The organism is Pseudomonas sp. KB_12 (assembly GCF_052114545.1).
Lineage (GTDB): Bacteria > Pseudomonadota > Gammaproteobacteria > Pseudomonadales > Pseudomonadaceae > Aquipseudomonas > Aquipseudomonas brassicacearum.
The window spans coordinates 66,788-83,349 of sequence record NZ_JBFREY010000001.1; the positions used below are offsets into that span (position 1 = coordinate 66,788).

General features: G+C 53.8%; 19 protein-coding genes. 9 read left to right on the top strand and 10 right to left on the bottom strand.

Annotated elements, in window-relative coordinates:
* Positions 1 to 50: 50 nt before the first annotated feature.
* Positions 51 to 602 carry a cytochrome c oxidase assembly protein gene (locus tag AB4Z20_RS00330; protein WP_013691983.1) on the top strand — a complete coding sequence of 184 codons (552 nt, stop codon included), beginning with the start codon at positions 51 to 53 and terminating at the stop codon, positions 600 to 602.
* A gap of 24 nt (positions 603 to 626) precedes the next feature.
* Entirely contained in the window at positions 627 to 1,514 is an 888-nt protein-coding gene (locus AB4Z20_RS00335) for a cytochrome c oxidase subunit 3 (protein WP_214511186.1), read from the top strand.
* Between the two features lie 8 nt (positions 1,515 to 1,522).
* Here the strand turns inward: AB4Z20_RS00335 and AB4Z20_RS00340 are convergent, their stop codons facing one another.
* Complete coding sequence (locus AB4Z20_RS00340; RefSeq protein WP_003196325.1) at positions 1,523 to 1,726, bottom strand: twin transmembrane helix small protein; 204 nt, start codon at positions 1,724 to 1,726, stop codon at positions 1,523 to 1,525.
* Positions 1,727 to 1,796: 70 nt separating this feature from the next.
* On the opposite strand from AB4Z20_RS00340, the gene AB4Z20_RS00345 reads away from it, so the two are divergent.
* Genes AB4Z20_RS00345 through AB4Z20_RS00365 form a run of 5 tightly spaced genes read left to right on the top strand, consistent with a single transcriptional unit; the run spans position 1,797 to position 5,702 of the window.
* On the top strand, positions 1,797 to 2,534 hold the full coding sequence (locus tag AB4Z20_RS00345) for an SURF1 family protein (RefSeq protein ID WP_442089104.1): 738 nt from the start codon (positions 1,797 to 1,799) through the stop codon (positions 2,532 to 2,534).
* Positions 2,500 to 3,093: a hypothetical protein gene (locus tag AB4Z20_RS00350; RefSeq protein ID WP_028237726.1), complete on the top strand. Its 594-nt coding sequence runs from the start codon at positions 2,500 to 2,502 to the stop codon at positions 3,091 to 3,093. Before AB4Z20_RS00345 ends, AB4Z20_RS00350 begins: the two co-directional genes overlap by 35 nt.
* Positions 3,094 to 3,103: 10 nt before the next feature.
* Positions 3,104 to 4,183, top strand: a complete 1,080-nt coding sequence (locus AB4Z20_RS00355) for a COX15/CtaA family protein (RefSeq protein WP_442089105.1) — start codon at positions 3,104 to 3,106, stop codon at positions 4,181 to 4,183.
* Positions 4,171 to 5,070 (top strand): heme o synthase, encoded by a 900-nt coding sequence (cyoE, locus tag AB4Z20_RS00360; RefSeq protein ID WP_013691978.1) that lies wholly within the window; start codon positions 4,171 to 4,173, stop codon positions 5,068 to 5,070. Before AB4Z20_RS00355 ends, cyoE begins: the two co-directional genes overlap by 13 nt.
* Complete coding sequence (locus AB4Z20_RS00365; protein ID WP_253470685.1) at positions 5,067 to 5,702, top strand: SCO family protein; 636 nt, start codon at positions 5,067 to 5,069, stop codon at positions 5,700 to 5,702. The genes cyoE and AB4Z20_RS00365 overlap by 4 nt, the downstream gene beginning before the upstream one ends.
* Before the next feature lie 387 nt (positions 5,703 to 6,089).
* Here AB4Z20_RS00365 and AB4Z20_RS00370 read toward each other — a convergent pair whose 3' ends face one another.
* The 4 genes from AB4Z20_RS00370 to AB4Z20_RS00385 all read right to left on the bottom strand — a co-directional run bounded on the left by AB4Z20_RS00370 (position 6,090) and on the right by AB4Z20_RS00385 (position 8,328).
* Positions 6,090 to 6,776, bottom strand: a complete 687-nt coding sequence (locus tag AB4Z20_RS00370; RefSeq protein WP_442089106.1) for an HAD hydrolase-like protein — start codon at positions 6,774 to 6,776, stop codon at positions 6,090 to 6,092.
* A 210-nt stretch (positions 6,777 to 6,986) separates the two neighbouring features.
* On the bottom strand, positions 6,987 to 7,424 hold the full coding sequence (locus AB4Z20_RS00375; RefSeq protein WP_320389706.1) for a hypothetical protein: 438 nt from the start codon (positions 7,422 to 7,424) through the stop codon (positions 6,987 to 6,989).
* Between the two features lie 148 nt (positions 7,425 to 7,572).
* The gene (locus tag AB4Z20_RS00380) at positions 7,573 to 7,836 is read right to left on the bottom strand and encodes a hypothetical protein (RefSeq protein WP_320389705.1); all 264 of its coding nucleotides are present in this window, start codon (positions 7,834 to 7,836) and stop codon (positions 7,573 to 7,575) included.
* Between the two features lie 12 nt (positions 7,837 to 7,848).
* Entirely contained in the window at positions 7,849 to 8,328 is a 480-nt protein-coding gene (locus tag AB4Z20_RS00385; RefSeq protein WP_442089107.1) for a hypothetical protein, read from the bottom strand.
* 450 nt (positions 8,329 to 8,778) lie between these two features.
* Here AB4Z20_RS00385 and AB4Z20_RS00390 point away from each other — a divergent pair, with 450 nt between their 5' ends.
* A complete protein-coding gene (locus AB4Z20_RS00390; RefSeq protein ID WP_053184871.1) occupies positions 8,779 to 9,141 on the top strand; it encodes a DUF6124 family protein in 363 nt (120 codons plus the stop codon).
* A 249-nt stretch (positions 9,142 to 9,390) separates the two neighbouring features.
* Here AB4Z20_RS00390 and AB4Z20_RS00395 read toward each other — a convergent pair whose 3' ends face one another.
* From AB4Z20_RS00395 to AB4Z20_RS00405, 3 genes are all read right to left on the bottom strand, one after another.
* Positions 9,391 to 10,662, bottom strand: a complete 1,272-nt coding sequence (locus tag AB4Z20_RS00395) for a hypothetical protein (protein WP_442089108.1) — start codon at positions 10,660 to 10,662, stop codon at positions 9,391 to 9,393.
* A gap of 251 nt (positions 10,663 to 10,913) precedes the next feature.
* Positions 10,914 to 13,106, bottom strand: coding sequence for a helicase-related protein (locus AB4Z20_RS00400; RefSeq protein WP_442089109.1), 2,193 nt, complete (start codon positions 13,104 to 13,106; stop codon positions 10,914 to 10,916).
* Complete coding sequence (locus AB4Z20_RS00405; RefSeq protein ID WP_442089110.1) at positions 13,103 to 13,963, bottom strand: HamA C-terminal domain-containing protein; 861 nt, start codon at positions 13,961 to 13,963, stop codon at positions 13,103 to 13,105. The genes AB4Z20_RS00400 and AB4Z20_RS00405 overlap by 4 nt, the downstream gene beginning before the upstream one ends.
* A 782-nt stretch (positions 13,964 to 14,745) precedes the next feature.
* Between AB4Z20_RS00405 and AB4Z20_RS00410 the strand changes: the two genes are divergently transcribed.
* A complete protein-coding gene (locus tag AB4Z20_RS00410; RefSeq protein WP_442089111.1) occupies positions 14,746 to 15,441 on the top strand; it encodes a DUF1963 domain-containing protein in 696 nt (231 codons plus the stop codon).
* A 28-nt stretch (positions 15,442 to 15,469) separates the two neighbouring features.
* Here AB4Z20_RS00410 and AB4Z20_RS00415 read toward each other — a convergent pair whose 3' ends face one another.
* The gene (locus AB4Z20_RS00415) at positions 15,470 to 15,733 is read right to left on the bottom strand and encodes a hypothetical protein (RefSeq protein ID WP_442089112.1); all 264 of its coding nucleotides are present in this window, start codon (positions 15,731 to 15,733) and stop codon (positions 15,470 to 15,472) included.
* Between the two features lie 385 nt (positions 15,734 to 16,118).
* Positions 16,119 to 16,430 carry a tetratricopeptide repeat protein gene (locus AB4Z20_RS00420; protein ID WP_442089113.1) on the bottom strand — a complete coding sequence of 104 codons (312 nt, stop codon included), beginning with the start codon at positions 16,428 to 16,430 and terminating at the stop codon, positions 16,119 to 16,121.
* Positions 16,431 to 16,562 lie beyond the last annotated feature (132 nt).

The following is a 16,562-nucleotide window of genomic DNA, read 5'->3' on the forward strand; positions in this document are numbered from 1 at the left end:
TATCGCGAGCAAGCTCGCTCCCACAGGGTTCTGGGTAGGGACTGGAAATCATGGCTGATTCGATTTCGATGAAGAAACTGGTCACCCGCCTGCTGCTGGTGGTGGTGGCCATGTTCATCTTCGGGTTTGCCCTGGTGCCGATCTACGACGTGATGTGCAAGGCGTTCGGCATCAACGGCAAGACCGGCGGGCAGTACGAGGGCGAGCAGACCGTCGATGAATCCCGCCAGGTGCGGGTGCAGTTCCTGTCGACCAACGCGGTGGACATGGTCTGGGATTTCTACCCCAAGGGCGACCAACTGGTGGTCAAGCCGGGGGCGGTGAACGAGATGGTGTTCGTCGCCCACAACCCCACCAACCGGCCGATGAGCGCCCAGGCGGTTCCGAGTATCTCGCCCAGCACTGCCGCGGCGTATTTCCACAAGACCGAATGTTTTTGTTTTACCCAGCAAGTGCTGCAACCCGGCGAACGCATCGAAATGCCCATGCGCTTCATCGTCGACCGGGACATGCCCAAGGAAGTGAAGCACCTGACGCTGTCCTACACGCTGTTCGATATCACCGCTCGTCATCCACCGGTGGCTCTAAACACTGACCGATAGCGTGCCCGATAAGGAGAACAATAAATGGCAACTCACGAACACTATTACGTTCCGGCCCAGAGCAAATGGCCGATCATCGCCACGGTCGGGATGTTCGTCACGGTGTATGGCCTGGCGACCTGGTTCAACGACCTGAAGGCGGCGCGCCCGGAATCCCATGGCCCGCTGATCTTTTTCGTCGGCGGCCTGCTGGTGGCCTACATGCTGTTCGGCTGGTTCGGCGCGGTGGTCAAGGAAAGCCGCGCCGGGCTGTACAGCGCACAACTCGACCGCTCGTTCCGCTGGGGCATGAGCTGGTTCATCTTTTCCGAAGTGATGTTCTTCATCGCCTTCTTCGGTGCGCTGTTCTATGTGCGCAACATCTCGGCGCCAGGCCTGGCGGGTGAAGGTACCAAGGGCCTGTCACACATGCTCTGGCCGAGCTTCGAGTTCGCCTGGCCGTTGCTGAACAACCCCGACCCGAAACTCTTCCCGGCGCCCAAGGAAGTCATCAGCCCCTGGGGCTTACCGTTGCTCAATACCGTGCTGCTGGTCAGTTCCAGCGTCACCGTCACCATCGCCCACCATGCCCTGAAAAAAGGCCATCGCGGCGCGCTGAAACTCTGGCTGGCGATCACCGTGCTGCTGGGTTGCGCCTTCCTGGGCTTCCAGGCCGAAGAATACATGCACGCCTACAAGGAACTGGGCCTGACCCTGGGCTCCGGCGTCTATGGCGCGACCTTCTTCATGCTCACCGGTTTCCACGGCGCCCACGTCACCATCGGCACGATCATCCTGTTCGTCATGCTGATGCGGATCATGCGCGGGCACTTCGACAACGAGCATCAGTTCGGCTTCGAGGCGGCGAGCTGGTACTGGCACTTCGTCGATGTGGTGTGGATCGGCTTGTTCGTCTTCGTCTACGTGCTCTGAGGCAAACGCTACCAGGGCGCGTGGGACACCAACTGGCCGCTGAAAAAACCCCAGGCGATCAAGCCGACGGTGACGGCGGCCAGGCTGACCCGGATCGCCAGGGCGATGACCAGGCGATTGGAATTGCTGTCGTCCTTGACCAGAAAAAACAGACCGCTGAACAGGCTGACAACCGTGGCAATCAGCATCAGGACGATGGCTGCTTTTAGCATTAGGGACACTCCGGGGGGACGCGATGCACGTGAGTATAGCTATCCCGTTCGACGGCTTTCGGACGGCGCCATGAAAGGCTTCCGGCCAGGCCTCGTGCCGTCACTGGTGGTGGCCGTGCTGGTGCCCGTGATGGTGTGCCTGGGGTTCTGGCAATTGAGCCGCGGCGAACAGAAGCGCGTGCTCATGGAAAATTACGCCGAGCGCCGCGTGGCGCCGCCGATGGACAGCACTGAGCTTGCGCACACCGCCGATCCGGCCTTTCGACCGGTCACGCTGCAAGGCCAGTTCGACGCCGAGCACAGCATCCTGCTGGATAACCGCCAGCACGACGGCAAGGTCGGCATCGAGTTGCTGCAACCGTTCCTCGACCACCGCACCGGTCTGTGGCTGCTGGTCAATCGCGGCTGGTTGCCCTGGCCTGACCGGCGCACCCCGCCGGTCTTCAACACGCCGGAACAACCGGTGAGCCTCCAGGCCTGGGTCTACGTCGCCCCGGGCGCGACCTTCCAGCTTCACGCCGACCCGGCCGGCGCCCCGTGGCCGCGACTGGTCACCACCATCGAACCGGACAAGCTCTGGGCCGAACTGGGCCGCAGCGGCTTCACCTATGAATTACGCCAACAAAGCGGCCCCGGCGCCTACCGGACCGATTGGCCGGTGGTCGCCATGGGTCCGGAAAAACACCTCGGCTATGCCGTGCAGTGGTTCGCCATGGCGGCGGCACTGTTCGGCCTGTTCCTTTATCTCGGATGGCACAACGCAGGGAGACACCATGGGAAACACCATGAATCCAACCAACACGTCTGAGGCGCCCGTAGCGCCCAACCGTCGCAAGGGACGCCTGCAACTGCTGCTGATCGTGCTCGGGGTGGTCGGCCCGATGATCCTGGCCACCGGCATGTACAAATTCCAGTTCTGGGTGCCCGACAGCCGCAGCTACCACGGCGAACTGATCGGCAACGGCCAGACCCGCGCCGAGATTGGCGTACAGGCCGATGAACAGCGCTGGCAGATCCTCGTCACCGCACCGCAGGAATGCTCGGTGGATTGCCGGCAACTGGTGTACCTCGCCCGGCAGGTGCAGATCGGCCTTGGCCGCGACGCCTCCCGCGCCAGCCACGCCTTGGCTATCGCGCAACCGCTGGACGCTGAATATGACGGACAATTGCAGCGCGAATACCCGCAATTGCAACGCTACCCACTGGACCTGCCGGCCTATCAGAAAGGCGCCCAAGGCTCCGGCGGCGCGCAACTGTGGATCATCGATCCCCACAGCAACCTGGTGCTGCGCTACGACGCCCGGGTCAAGGGCAAGGACCTGCTCAACGACCTGCGTCACCTGCTGAAACTGTCGAACATCGGATGAGGGCATCGACATGGCCAAACCTGGATTTCGCCTCGCGCTGTTTGCCACGCTGCTGGCGTTGATCGTCGTCCTGCTGGGCGCCTACACCCGGCTCACCCACGCCGGCCTTGGCTGCCCGGACTGGCCCGGTTGCTACGGTTTCATCAGCGTGCCCAAGAGCGAAGCCCAACTGGCCCATGCCGAGCTGCATTTCCCCGACACCCCGGTGGAGGCCCATAAAGGCTGGAACGAGATGGTCCATCGCTACTTTGCCGGGACCCTGGGGCTGTTGATTACCCTGTTGGCCGCCCGGGCCTGGATGAACCGCCGTCACCCCGGCCTGCCATTGAAACTGCCGCTGTTCCTGCTGGCCGTGGTGTTCGCCCAGGCGGCGTTCGGCATGTGGACCGTGACCCTGAAGCTGTGGCCGCAGGTGGTGACCGGGCATTTGCTCGGCGGCTTCGCGACGTTGAGCCTGCTGTTCCTGCTCACCTTGCGCTTGTCCGGAGTGTTGCCGGCGCTGACCGTGCCCAAGCGCCTGCAACACTGGGCCACGGCCGGGCTGCTGCTGGTGATCGGCCAGATCGCCCTGGGCGGTTGGGTCAGTTCCAACTACGCCGCCGTGGCCTGCATCGATTTCCCCACCTGCCACGGCCAATGGTTGCCACCGGCCGATTTTGCCAACGGCTTCCACCTGACCCAGCACATCGGCCCGAACTACCTGGGCGGGCAACTGGACAGCGACGCCCGCACCGCCATCCACCTGACCCACCGCATCGGCGCGTTGCTGGTGACCGTGGTGTTGCTGGGGCTGGCCTGGCAATTGAAGACCGTCGGTATGACCCGCCTGGCCGGGCTGGTGTTGGCTGCACTGGCGGCGCAGATCACCCTGGGCATCAGCAACGTGCTGTTCCATCTGCCGTTGCCGGTGGCCGTTGCCCACAACGCCGGAGGCGCGACACTGCTGCTGACCCTGGTGCTGGTCAACTATCACGCCCGGACCAGCCTGGTCCGGGTCAAGCATCAAGTCCCGCTGCGCTGGCGGTTCAACCCGCCTAAACACGGCGCCAGCCCCATAACAATAAAAGGAGAGATGCCATGGCAACCTTGACCGGTGAACGCCACAGCCAAGCGATATGGCGCGATTACCTGGAGCTGACCAAACCCAAAGTGGTGGTGCTGATGCTGATCACCTCGCTGGTCGGCATGTTCCTCGCCACCCGTGCCGGCGTGCCGTGGACGGTCCTGGTGTTCGGCAACCTGGGCATCGCCCTGTGTGCCGGCGGCGCGGCGGCGGTCAACCATGTGGTGGACCGGCGCATCGACGCGGTGATGGCCCGCACCCACAAACGGCCATTGGCCGAGGGCCGAGTCTCCCCGGCCGCCGCCCTGACCTTCGCCCTGGCACTGGCCGTGATCGGCCAGGCCTTGCTGCTGGCGTTCACCAACCCGCTGACAGCCTGGCTGACCCTGGCCTCGTTGCTCGGTTATGCGGTGGTCTATACCGGTTTCCTGAAACGGGCGACGCCGCAGAACATCGTCATCGGCGGCCTGGCTGGCGCGGCACCACCGCTGCTGGGCTGGGTGGCGGCCACCGGTCATGTCAGCGCCGAACCGCTGCTGCTGGTGCTGATCATCTTCGCCTGGACCCCGCCACACTTCTGGGCCCTGGCGATTCACCGCAAGGAGGAATACGCCAAGGCCGACATCCCGATGCTGCCGGTGACCCACGGCGAGCACTACACCAAGATCCATATCCTGCTGTACACCCTGGTGCTGCTGGCGGTGAGCCTGATGCCGTTCGTGATCCACATGAGCGGGATGCTGTACCTGGTTTGCGCGCTGGTGCTGGGCGCCAGGTTTCTGCAATGGGCCGTGGTGTTGTACCGTGGCAGTCGGCCGCACGCGGCGATCAACACCTTCAAGTACTCTATTTATTACTTGTTCCTGCTGTTCATCGCCCTGCTTGTAGATCATTACTTACTGTTGAGCCTATGACTCGAACCCAGAAAACCGTCTTCATCCTCGTGGCCGTGATCGCTCTGATCCTCGGCCTGACCATCAACAAGGTGCTGTCCGGCAAAGGCCAGGGCGACCCGACGGCGCTGATCGATGCCGGCATCATCCTGCTGCCCCAGAGCCGCAACCTGCCGGACGTGAAGATGACCGACCAGGACGGCCAGCCCGTGGCGATGGACGGGTTGAAAGACAAATGGAGCCTGCTGTTCTTCGGCTACACCTTCTGCCCGGACATCTGCCCGACCACCCTCGCCCAACTGCGCCAGATCAAAAGCGAACTGCCGCCCGAGGCTGTGGCCAAGTTGCAGATCGTACTGGTCAGCGTCGACCCCAACCGCGACACGCCCAAGCAACTCAAACAGTACCTGGGCTACTTCGATCCGCAGTTCAAAGGCCTGACGGCTTCATCGGTGGAAGACCTGCAGAAACTGGCAAATGCAGTGAGCATCCCGTTCATCCCGGCGGACACCAGCAAGCCCAACTACACGGTTGATCACAGCGGCAACCTCGCGGTCATCGGGCCGGACGGCACCCAGCGCGGATTTATTCGTGCGCCGTTGAATAACCAGAAGCTGGTGGCGCAGTTGCCGGAGATGCTCAAGCGTAAATAACGGCGCAACCTTTGTAGCGCGGGACTCGCTCCACCTGTAGGAGCTGTGAAGAGCTGTGTAGGAGCTGTCGAGTGAAACGAGGCTGCGATCTTGCCCCAGACAATTGAGTCATGAGTGAAAGATCAAAATCAAAAGATCGCAGCCTCGTTTCACTCGACAGCTCCTACCAGCTCCTACCAACCCAGTTTTTTCAGGAACACCGTCATTTCCGCTAGATAGCTATCGCGAGCAAGCTCGCGATGACGCCAGCCCAGACACCCCCGTGGCGAGGGAGCTTGCTCCCGCTCGGCTGCGCAGCAGCCGCAAAACCGGACAATGCAGTTTGCCTGGAAAAATGCAGGGGCCTGCTGCGCAGGCCAGCGGGAGCAAGCTCCCTCGCCACAGGGGTTAGTGTCGAGCCGAATATCCAGCTGCCGGCAGCAGACCGTCAACTATGGAGGGTAACGCCCAGGGTGTATCGGCCAAGGCCAGGGCCCCACTGTTTTTCAACTCGTCGACGGCACCATAGCCCCACAGTGCGCCCACCGGGATTACTGCATTTCGCTGCGCTGCCTGCATGTCATCACGTTTATCGCCAATCATGAACACGCTGGATGGCGGCTTCGCAAGGGATGCCAGCAGCGTCTTTACCAGATCAGCCTTGTCATCCAGTTTACCGTCAGGCGAAGTACCGCAGGTCGACTGGAAAGCATCGAACAATCCGTTGTAGGTAAGCATTTTTTCAGCAAACTCTTGTCGTTTCGAAGTCGCAATAAAGAGCGAGTAATTACGGTCCGAAAAATAACGGAGCGCATTGCTTATGCCTGCGTATGGAAGGCTTTTGTAGAGCCCATGCTCCCTGTAGTGGGAGCGGTACAAGTGGACGCACTCGTCGACTCGATCGTCTGCAAAAGGCGCCAGGAGTTTTGCGACGATTTGGTTCATCGGGGGGCCAAATAGCTTCTGCGTCTCAGCGCCGGGAATAAAATCATGGCCCAGTTGACGGATGGCATACGTCAAACTCTCAAGGATTCCGGGAGCCGAATCGAGGACAGTACCGTCCATATCGAAAATTATGACGTTGGAATCGGTCACGTGTTGGACCTCCTGGTAGCGAAGGAGCTTCCTCCAAGGGTCTGACGCCTGAGAAACGGGCGAATAATCCTTAAGTGTCCTCGAGATCTTTTCACGAATATCCCCGTCATCGTCCTTCCTAGCGATAGGCCACAAACGGCCAAAAGCGGTAAGTCTCTAGGGCACGCGGCTGAGTATGTTCAATACACCATCATAGAATTGCAGAAATGCTCAACGCTTTATTCCGCGAGTAACGTTTATGCAATCCAATAGCAAGTCATCCAGGAATGGATTGATTTCCTGCGAGTCCATTAGATCCAGCAGCTCTGCGGCGGCCGCCCTGATCGGTCGCCACTCGTCATGATCAAATATCAGCCGATCATGACAGTGAAATGCAGCCTCAGTAAGGCTATTGCATCGCTCCCAAATGTCTTGCAGCCGTGTCTTGATTTCCTCCGGTAGCGCGCTGCCACAGATTGAAAGAACCTCGCTCAACGGAAGGATCATCCCTGACCAGGCTTCACATGCTGGGCAATCCGGGATGGTTCTCTGCTGCATGTCCGAGGTCAGTGCCAGGAACTCAAGAGCCGGGATTGCCTCGCACACCGCGATAACTCGTTTGTATTCATCTTGGCCGTACCACTCCCACAGCGTTGTGGAGAACCCCATCATCAAGCTCCAAAAACAATCCGGTCAACCAATTACCATCAGTGGGTAGATTCAACTCTATCAGTACGCTGTTACGCAGGTCGAACGGCTGCTTTGGGTCGATTCTGTTGAAGAAGTAATGAATAAGGGGCCGGATTAATTTTCAGATTCAATCTGCCCTTTTCTTCCTTTCATCAACCTCCTCAAACCGCCGCCGCTTCATGAACAACCCCATCCCTATCGCAACGGCAAAAGCCGACAGCAACCCCAGATCAAACCCCAACAAGCGGTTCTGACCTGCCACAAAGCAGCCAACCGCACCCGCCACCACCAACGCCACACCTAGCCACTTGCGTAGCAGATACGGCTTGAGGAATCGATCAAGCAGAAAGGACACCACCAAGGCAATGACCAGTTGAGTAATTTCGGACATGTACGTCTCCGGTCAGGTCTTGATGATCAATGTCGAGAGGGTGCGTTGCGGGCCGATACCGCCGTTGACCTGCGCCTCGATGCTGACCAGTACGTCGCCCGCATGGTAGGTGGGCAGGATTTCATTGGCATACATGCGCACACCGGCCCCTACAGACGCCGCCACGTAATAGGGGGCCACGGCCTTGGCGGCGGTAGTCGAGGCCGTGGTTGCAAGATTGGCGATCGTGGTGCGCTGGGCGTTGAGGGCGTCGCCCTGTTGCCGGGTGAGCGGCTTGGAGATCCCGATCATCATCACGCAAGGCAGGCCCTTGGCCTGCATCTTGTCGTATACCTCGACGACCTTGCTGTTGACCTCATAGTGGGCGCTTTTCGCTTCGCCAAAATGCAGCTCGCGCAAGCGTCCGCGTTCGCTGTCGGTGAGGGTGATCTGCGAGACGTTGAAGACGATCCCGTGATTGCCCATGTATTGGAAAGTCCCTTCGAACTTCATCGCCCGTATCCTTTTGGGGTAAAGGTGGCAATTCTCTGCAACGGGCGGATCGGATTCAAATCATTTCGTATCGCTGAATTGAGCAAAACAACCCACCTGCATCGCCAAAACACTCCTCTCCTACAGCCCCCGCCTACAACGCCCATCTAGCTACGCATCCTTGCGCCTTTGCCTACAACTACGCCAGAATCCGCCCGCTTGTGCGCCTTGTCCCTCGGTTTTATTGTCTTCCTGCCACTGCCCATCAGTGGTCGGGTTTAGTAGCCCAGATGACATCCGGTTGCATGAGTCTCATCAGTTAGGCATTCGCCTGCACTCGATGGTGGCTGTGCGCATGGCGCCCTCGGGCGCGCCGGTTTTAGGTATGTCACCGGTCTACTAACCTGCGCACAGCCGCCACCCTATCGTTTAGTAGCGAAATGGTTGCGGCCTAACTGAGAAGACATACCTATGTTCAAAATAACTCCGAATCCGCCAGAAGCAGATTCCAGCTCTACCTCCGCAAAATCCAAAGCCAAGCAGCAAGACGAAACCACCAAACGGGTGCTCGATCACTACTTGCTACCGAAACCGGATAAATCCAAAGACGACCCCAAACCGGGGCAGCTGTACGCCGTCGTGAAAGGCCTCGATAACGAATGTTTGCTTGCCAACCTCACTGAGACGTTGGCTTCGGCTGATGCGATGGTGAGTGATTTGGCGTTTGATCTGGAGGGATCGAGGCGTCATGTGGCGCAGGGGATTCAGCAGTTGATTGAGCTGAGTTCGTTGTTGGCAAATCGGGTGTTGGATAACGTGGAGCCGCGGCAGTAGGATTTTTCCCCAATGAAAAAAACCCGACGTTTTGCGTCGGGTTTTGGTGCTTCTATCCGTAGAAGTGGACGAATAATCTCGAAACACCCTCAATTTTTTTCGCGCATCCCATCACTGTCATATCTAGCTATTAGCTGAAAACAGCCAAAAGCCAACACTCACACAACCGAGTTCACAGTATCGCGTGAGCATTCATTTCAACTAATCGTCGACTGCTATTCTTAGCCCTCACGAATCGAGCCGCGGTCGTCACCTATTAATAATAAGATACTCATAGTAATAAAGAGCTTTAATAAGATGATGCAAGTAATGCATCTCACGAAACTGAATTAATATCATGCGCATAAAAGTTAAGAAATTTATTTCGATCTTATTTTCTTGGCGGAGCCCTTCTTTACTAGGATAGCAAGTGATCATCTGCGTTGAATCATTAAACTCAAAGGTATGGTGGGCAATTGAGTTTCTAATATCTGTATCCAATAGTCCATCATCAAGCTTATACCAGCAGTCATCTAGGTATTTCAGTTTTTCAGAGAGCACCTTATTTGCAAATTTGTCGAGACTGGAAAGCGCCGGGCCATCTTTGCTTGGCAAGAAAGCATTATGGTCCCCGCGATGGATTAAATTGTTTATTCCAGCCACAAGAGCTAGTTGCCTCCCTACAACTTCCGATAGATCCTTATACATATCTTTGCAGGTATCAAATCCTAGCTTTGAAATTTTCGCGGAGCTTTTTTTGCTTTCCTGACCCGAACAAAAATCAAGAAATATGGCTGGCCGCAAATAGAGTTCTAGCTCGAAAATACGCCCATAAAGATTTAGACAGTCCCGCTGTAGACCATTGAGGAACCCCGTCTCTTTTATATAATTATAAAACTCATCCAGCTTCTCTCGCTGATTTTGCGCGAGGTAAATTATTATTTCAGGGTAACGACAGGAGACTTCTCGGACAGTTTCCTCTTCAAGAAAAGCCAGTGTAACCCTTGAAAGTACCGTATAAAGTAAAGCATTAATATCCTGCGGCGCTAGAGAATTGGTATGTTCCTCCTTCAAAAACTCTACCGCTTTCCTTCTAAAAAGCTCCTTGTTGCTTCGAGAATATAATTTAAGTAGCTGCTTAACTTCATTAAATCTTTCGCCGAAGTGATTCAAAAAATCGAGTCTGATCCGAAATATTTCTACAGCTGGGATTCCATTGATAAGAATTTTGTCTTTGTCGACCATTCCGGACGCTACCAAATATGGAGTTCTACCCATCACATAGGTTTGGCTCCAGATTGGAAAATCCAAATGTAAATCAATAAAAAATCGATTGTTTTTTTCTATAGAATCTCTTTCGAACGGTATTTCTTTGGCGTTGCGTAGGACACTTCCGCCCATATCTTTAATATCTATCTCAATAGCTACCCCACATCCCTCACAAAGAAAAGATAGAGGCTGAAATCTTCTGTTGGACATACCTATACGACAATGAGTCTCAGCCCCACAGGTGTCACAAACGATCATCATATTAATATTCATTGGGGTTCGTTTATCCTTAAAACCACCTGAAGCAAAAGGTGAAAACTCATCGAAATAATTGCAAACATCAACATTGCGCTCTGATTTTTAGAGTTGCTCGGGAATGGAGTGCGTAGAAATTCGTCTGCACCGCACATATGCTCCTAGCTAGAAAAACCATCCTATAGCTCTCAATCATCCGCACCGGCAGATCTGGAACCGATCTGCCTGGTATTGTCGCTCTGATTCCTACGAAAGCGAATGGCTAACATTTAAATCCGCTTCTTGAGCATCCTTATCTCAATCCCACTTAGCTTGCTTAAAATCGCAGGGTTACGGTTAAGACGATCCTTTATCGACTCTATAGTGACGGCTCCTTCTAAGCTTTTCGATACCTGCGCTATGATAGATCGCGGTAGGCCAGCATCTGCCAAAAGTATATCTTGCGGCTCAGTACTTCCATACTGAAGCTTGGTGACGAATAGCGAAAAGGAAACCTTCTCCGAGTAAACAAAATTAAATATCGTTTCTAACGCAGTTATATATTTGGGAAGTGAATATTCAAAATAAGTGTAAATCAGATCAAGCACATTCCTAATTTTTGTATCTTCCTTTACTGCGTTGTGCTCTTGTATCATTTGCTTTATTGATGGGCTGTAATAGATGTGGTACTTGACGAACCGAGAAATATTCCCTGCAGTCCAGCTCTGTCGTTTATCTGAATCTGAATATAGAAAGTCATGAGCTAGATAAATTATTGAGTCTACTTGATCCTTCTTTGGTGGGTTATGAGCACCCAACAAGCTGTGTCTTATCGAGGGATTTTCCCTAAGGTGCTTTATTAGTCGAATTTGGTTATCAAACGGCACATACTTGTTCTTTTTTAGAATCTCCAATGGAATACTCAACGACCGAGCCAGGCCAGTGATTTGATCTCTCTGGGCACGACCCGCTTCATTAAGATCATCTAACGAAATTTGAATATTATCCTCTGCCCTCAGATTTTCCGAATCGAATATAGGAAAGGGTATCTCGGCAATATCATCCTGCTCAGCGTGCGGCTCTAGGAATATCGCACGCCCGACAAAATGCTGACCAAATCTACCCGACCGACCTACTACATTCTTGATCTCGAAGCCCGTCAGATCTTGATCAGCCTTTGTGGTGTCAAAAAACACTACATTTTTAGCAGTCGTGTTTACCCCTTCAGTTAGTGTCGGAGTGCAAACAATTACATCCAATTCGCCAGCATTAAACAAATCTACTATTTCGGACTGTATATATTTCGGGATTCCTGCATGGTGAAACGCAACTCCTGAGCGGAGGAAGTCGATTAATCGCCACTCCGTAGATATTGTTTTTTTAATATAGTCAATCAGCTCACATACAGATTCTCTTGTACGTGACGATGAACTAGTTTGCATTTCGCAAATTAACTTCGCGCGTGTCTCCGCTGTATCCTTTCGACCAGCGTACACAATAGTGGGTCCTGTGATTTTTTGAAGAACTTGTTTAAGTCTCGCGTCTTTATTGACTCTGGCGGGTAATGATATTTTTCGATAATTGGGTGATTGCCCATCGAAATAATTTATTATTTCTTTTTGGACGATGTCTGTCTGGAATCTTTCGAAGTGTCCCGATGTTCGCTCTAGATAGCGCCTGCTAAAGCTTTTGAAATAGGGACCAATCAAATAATAGTCACATCTGCGCTTGTACGCCTTGTATAAACAACTTGAAAAAACGGACGAGCGCCCGTCATAATTTCCTACCTTGTAGACCTCATCGAAGACAAAAAAATCGAACTCAATTCCATACTCATCTGTATATAAGTCAAATTTTTCAGGAGTAAATATATAAATAGCCTTCCCTTCAGGAGGTTCAGTATGCGTGGAGAATACCAACGAGTATTTTGAAAGCCCAACGTCCGCTTTGAAGGCCTGGTATGTTTCGTTCAAAAGTGCGTTGGTGGGTACAACTACTGCCACACACTCGTATGAGCTATGGGAGATGATTTCCCTAACAATTCTAGACTTTCCAAAAGATGTTGGCGCACTTATGATTAGCCGCCTCTTCTTCATGAAAAGGTCGTACAAGTCCTTTTGCTCTTTTGTTAAAATGACATCGCTTTCTAGCGAATAAAATGCCTTTTGGGCTATTTCTAAAAAGCCCTCAATTGAGGGCGGGTATTGCAAGCGTTTTCGCAGCATCTCTTCGTAAAGGAATATGCGCGATGAGTTTATGCACTGTTCTAAAAGAGCAACAATCATTGGATCGCTCGTCGCGGCTTCGCAAGCGAAACAAAGTTTTTGTACGCCAAAGGTATAGAAGCGCTCTGACTGAAGAACCTTGTATATGTCTCGTATATGCCTCGCGAACTCAAAAGTATCGTCGGCAAGGGTTATCGCCTCCTCGTCTATTTTCAGCCTTTCGTAGGCGTTCTGCGCGATCCTTAGCAACATACTCATTGGTAGACGGCCTCAATTTGTTCCAACTTTGATTTTATTGAGTCTACATCCGACAACGGGAGCAACAAAAAGAAGACTTCAACATTGGATGGGATAGTAATATTTCGAGAGTTTATAAGTTCGTATTTTTTCGCGAATTGCTTCTTTATATTTTCTTTGAAGCTCTGATCAATACAGGTATATGCCTTTAGAACCGTAGTCTCATAGGTAACTAGAGCAGGTATCACTATCTTTACATCATCAAGTGTGACCGTTCCATCAAGAATTTCGATCACTGATTCAGGTATGTCGACATTGCTATTGAACTCAACATTTGGGCAGAGTATCGAAAACTCATTCTTCAGATACTCTCCTTTCGTATGCGCGACAATCTCTTCGGCAATATCATCTAATGCGCCAGAAAAAGACTTATAAAATTTTACCTCACCTAGCCAAAGGAGCACTTCACCCGCATCATTGACTGTAAAGTGAGCGCAATCAAACCCTTTAATCTGGTCTTTAACCGAACTCCTTAGTTTCACTTTGGTGACCAGTCTCTCGGCTTTATAAAAAGACCGCAATAAGAGAAATAACAGCAGCTCGCCATAATCCCCCTTCTTGTTCTTTTTTGCCTTAGATATTCTGGAAAAGGCCAGTCTGTACATTTCATCGATGTCGTCTTGGTCTTTTAATCGAGTGTATTCCTCTGGGGTAAGGGCGAAATGTGGCATCGCGCCTCGAATGATCTTTACCAGATCATCTTCCCTGTAAACCCCGCTTTCATAGTTGAGATGGTACGGGTGCTTTCCGATACCAGAATCTTCAATCTCCTCGTCGAACCTGAACACGAGCTTGGTGAACCGCGTATAAAGCTTCATTCCGAAGCCCCCGCAGTTGTAGTCGGATAGCCAGAAGTGGCATAGGCGCAAGCAACGTCATTCATTCGGAAATCCCTTTCGATAGAGCACAACGAGCGAAAAGGGCGAAGGTCTGCCCCCATTGAAACTGAGATTACCAGCTAAGGCGTGCAATCGAAACGCCACTAATGCTGCTTGACTGAAAAAAAGGATCGATTTGCGAAACTCGCCGGAGACGTCGTAGCAGGTTGCCTGCGGGCAGTTTGAGCAACCGTTTACTTTTGGCCGAAAGTAGATATCTATCAGGAAGATAGTCTCAGTTAGTTTTCAATATATCAGTCAGATCGTGTGACTGTTTGGGGCCGCTGCGCAGCCCAGCGGGGATAAGGGGACGAATAAGGGGACAAATTTATTTTCCGTAGATTTGCCCCTTCAATAGCACTCGCAATGGATGCTTGCTCCTGCTTCTCCACCTTCCGTGGGCCAAGCCAGGACCTGACCACCGCACCTCCAAGCCACGTATCCTCGCGCCTTTGCCTACAACTGCATCAGAATCCGCCGGCTTTGCAGCCTTGCCCTCGAGCTCTATCGTTTCCTTCCACTGGCCGAGCCGTATCGATGACACTCTGGCACGCTAGGAGCCCTCGAAAGTCATTGGCCCAGGAAGTGGGAGGAGGTCCAATCTCTTATCCGTGAAGGACGCTAATGTGGTCTAGCTCGGGCAAAGAAGCGCTGCTATCCACTCTCGTACACTGCCAATCTGCGGTCTTAATACTTGTAGTAAAAAGGAGGTTTACATCGCCATGGAAATCCAGGAAATCAAGCAACGCCTGGCCCGCCCCGCCGTGAAGCTCATTGCCGGCGGCTTTCGTCCTGCCGGCACCGATGAAGAAAGCTGGCTGGGCAATGTCTTCCTGTTCCGACCGGATGAAGAGGTGCCCACTAATCAGGCGGGGCAACCGTTGCTCCCCTATGCGCAGTTTTACCTACCCGCCCTGCCCATCAACAGCCCTCTGCTAGCAGGGGTTCGTGTGCTGACGGTGTTCATTTCAAACCCGTTCCCCGAGCACTTTGAGCCGATGGGGGATAATTGGGTTATCCGCGAGTACGGGCCGGATGATGTGTTGGTGCGCAAGTCTCTGTCGGTGGCAGGTACACTCCTCAAACCCTTCCCACTGACAGCGCAAGCGGTGCCGGAGGACTTTCCATTGTGGGATGGCGGTGGTGTTCCGGAGGACCTTGAGCAAGCAATCCTTACGCTGGAACGCGCGGGCAAGATCCAGAGCTATTACGACTTGGTCACCCACACCTACGAACACAAGATCGGCGGTTACCCTTCGTTCTGCCAGTCGGGTGTTGATCCGGGTGAAGGCTTCGAGTTTGTGTTCCAGATTTCATCGGACTCGAAGATCAATCTGAACGTGGTCGACAGTGGGAGCCTGATGTTCTGGAAGCACAATGAAACTGGAGAGTGGGCGCTTTATTACGACTTTTACTAGGAGTCAGGGGGCAGATTTATTTTCAGGTTCAATCAGCCCCTTTCTTCCCTACACCAACCTCCTCAAACCGCCGCCGCTTCATGAACAACCCCATCCCTATCGGCACGGCAAAAACCGACAGCAACCCCAGATCAAACCCCAACAAGCGGGTCTGAGCGGCCAAAACGCAGCCAACCGCACCCGCGACCACCATCACCACGCCTAGCCACTTGCGTAGCAGATAGGGTTTGAGGAATCGATCGAGCAGAAAGGACAACACCAAGGCAATAACCAATTGAGTAATTTCGGACATGTACGTCTCCAGTCAGGTCTTGATGATCAGTGTCGAGAGGGTGCGTTGCGGGCCGATGCCGCCGTTTACCTGCGCCTCGATGCTGACTAGCGCGTCACTACAACGAGCGGATTGGGTTCAGATTGTTTCATTTTACTGGACCGGGGAGCGGGGAATGTCGGTCAGTTCAGCCGCAAACCCTGTGGGAGCAAAGCTTGCTCGCGATTGGGGCAAGTCAGTCGACAACTGGTTTGGCTGGTCTATCGCTATCGCGAGCAAGCTTTGCTCCCACAGATTTTGCGCCGGCTGGGCTTTTAGCGGATTGGCAGTGGATTGGGGGTGGGCTTTTTTGTGAGTGCTGCGCACTCAAGCGGGAGCAAGCTCCCTCGCCACAGGTGCGTGGCGTTCAGGGGTGGCGGTCCAGTTTTTTTAGGAACACGGTCATTTCTTTTTCGGCTTGTTTGTCGCCGTGGCCTCGGGCGGCTTCAAGGCCTTGTTGCCAGGCTTGGCGGGCTGCCGGTAGGTTGCCTTGGCCTTGGTGGGCCTTGCCTAGGAGTTTCCAGGCGGCTGAGTACTTGGGGTCGAATTCGACGCAGCGTTGGAGGTGTTCGGCGGCGCGGGGGAACTCGCCTAGGTCGAGGTAGCCTTTGCCGAGGCCGAAGCGGAGGAGGGAGTTATCCACACCCTTGGCGAGCATTTTTTCCAGGGAGTCGAGCATTTTAAAAACTCCTCATGACTAAGATCGTTCCCACGCTCTGCGTGGGAATGCAGCCCGGGACGCTCTGCGTCCCCTCAAGAGCCGAACGCAGAGCGTCCGTAGAGGCATTCCCACGCAGAGCGTGGGAACGAT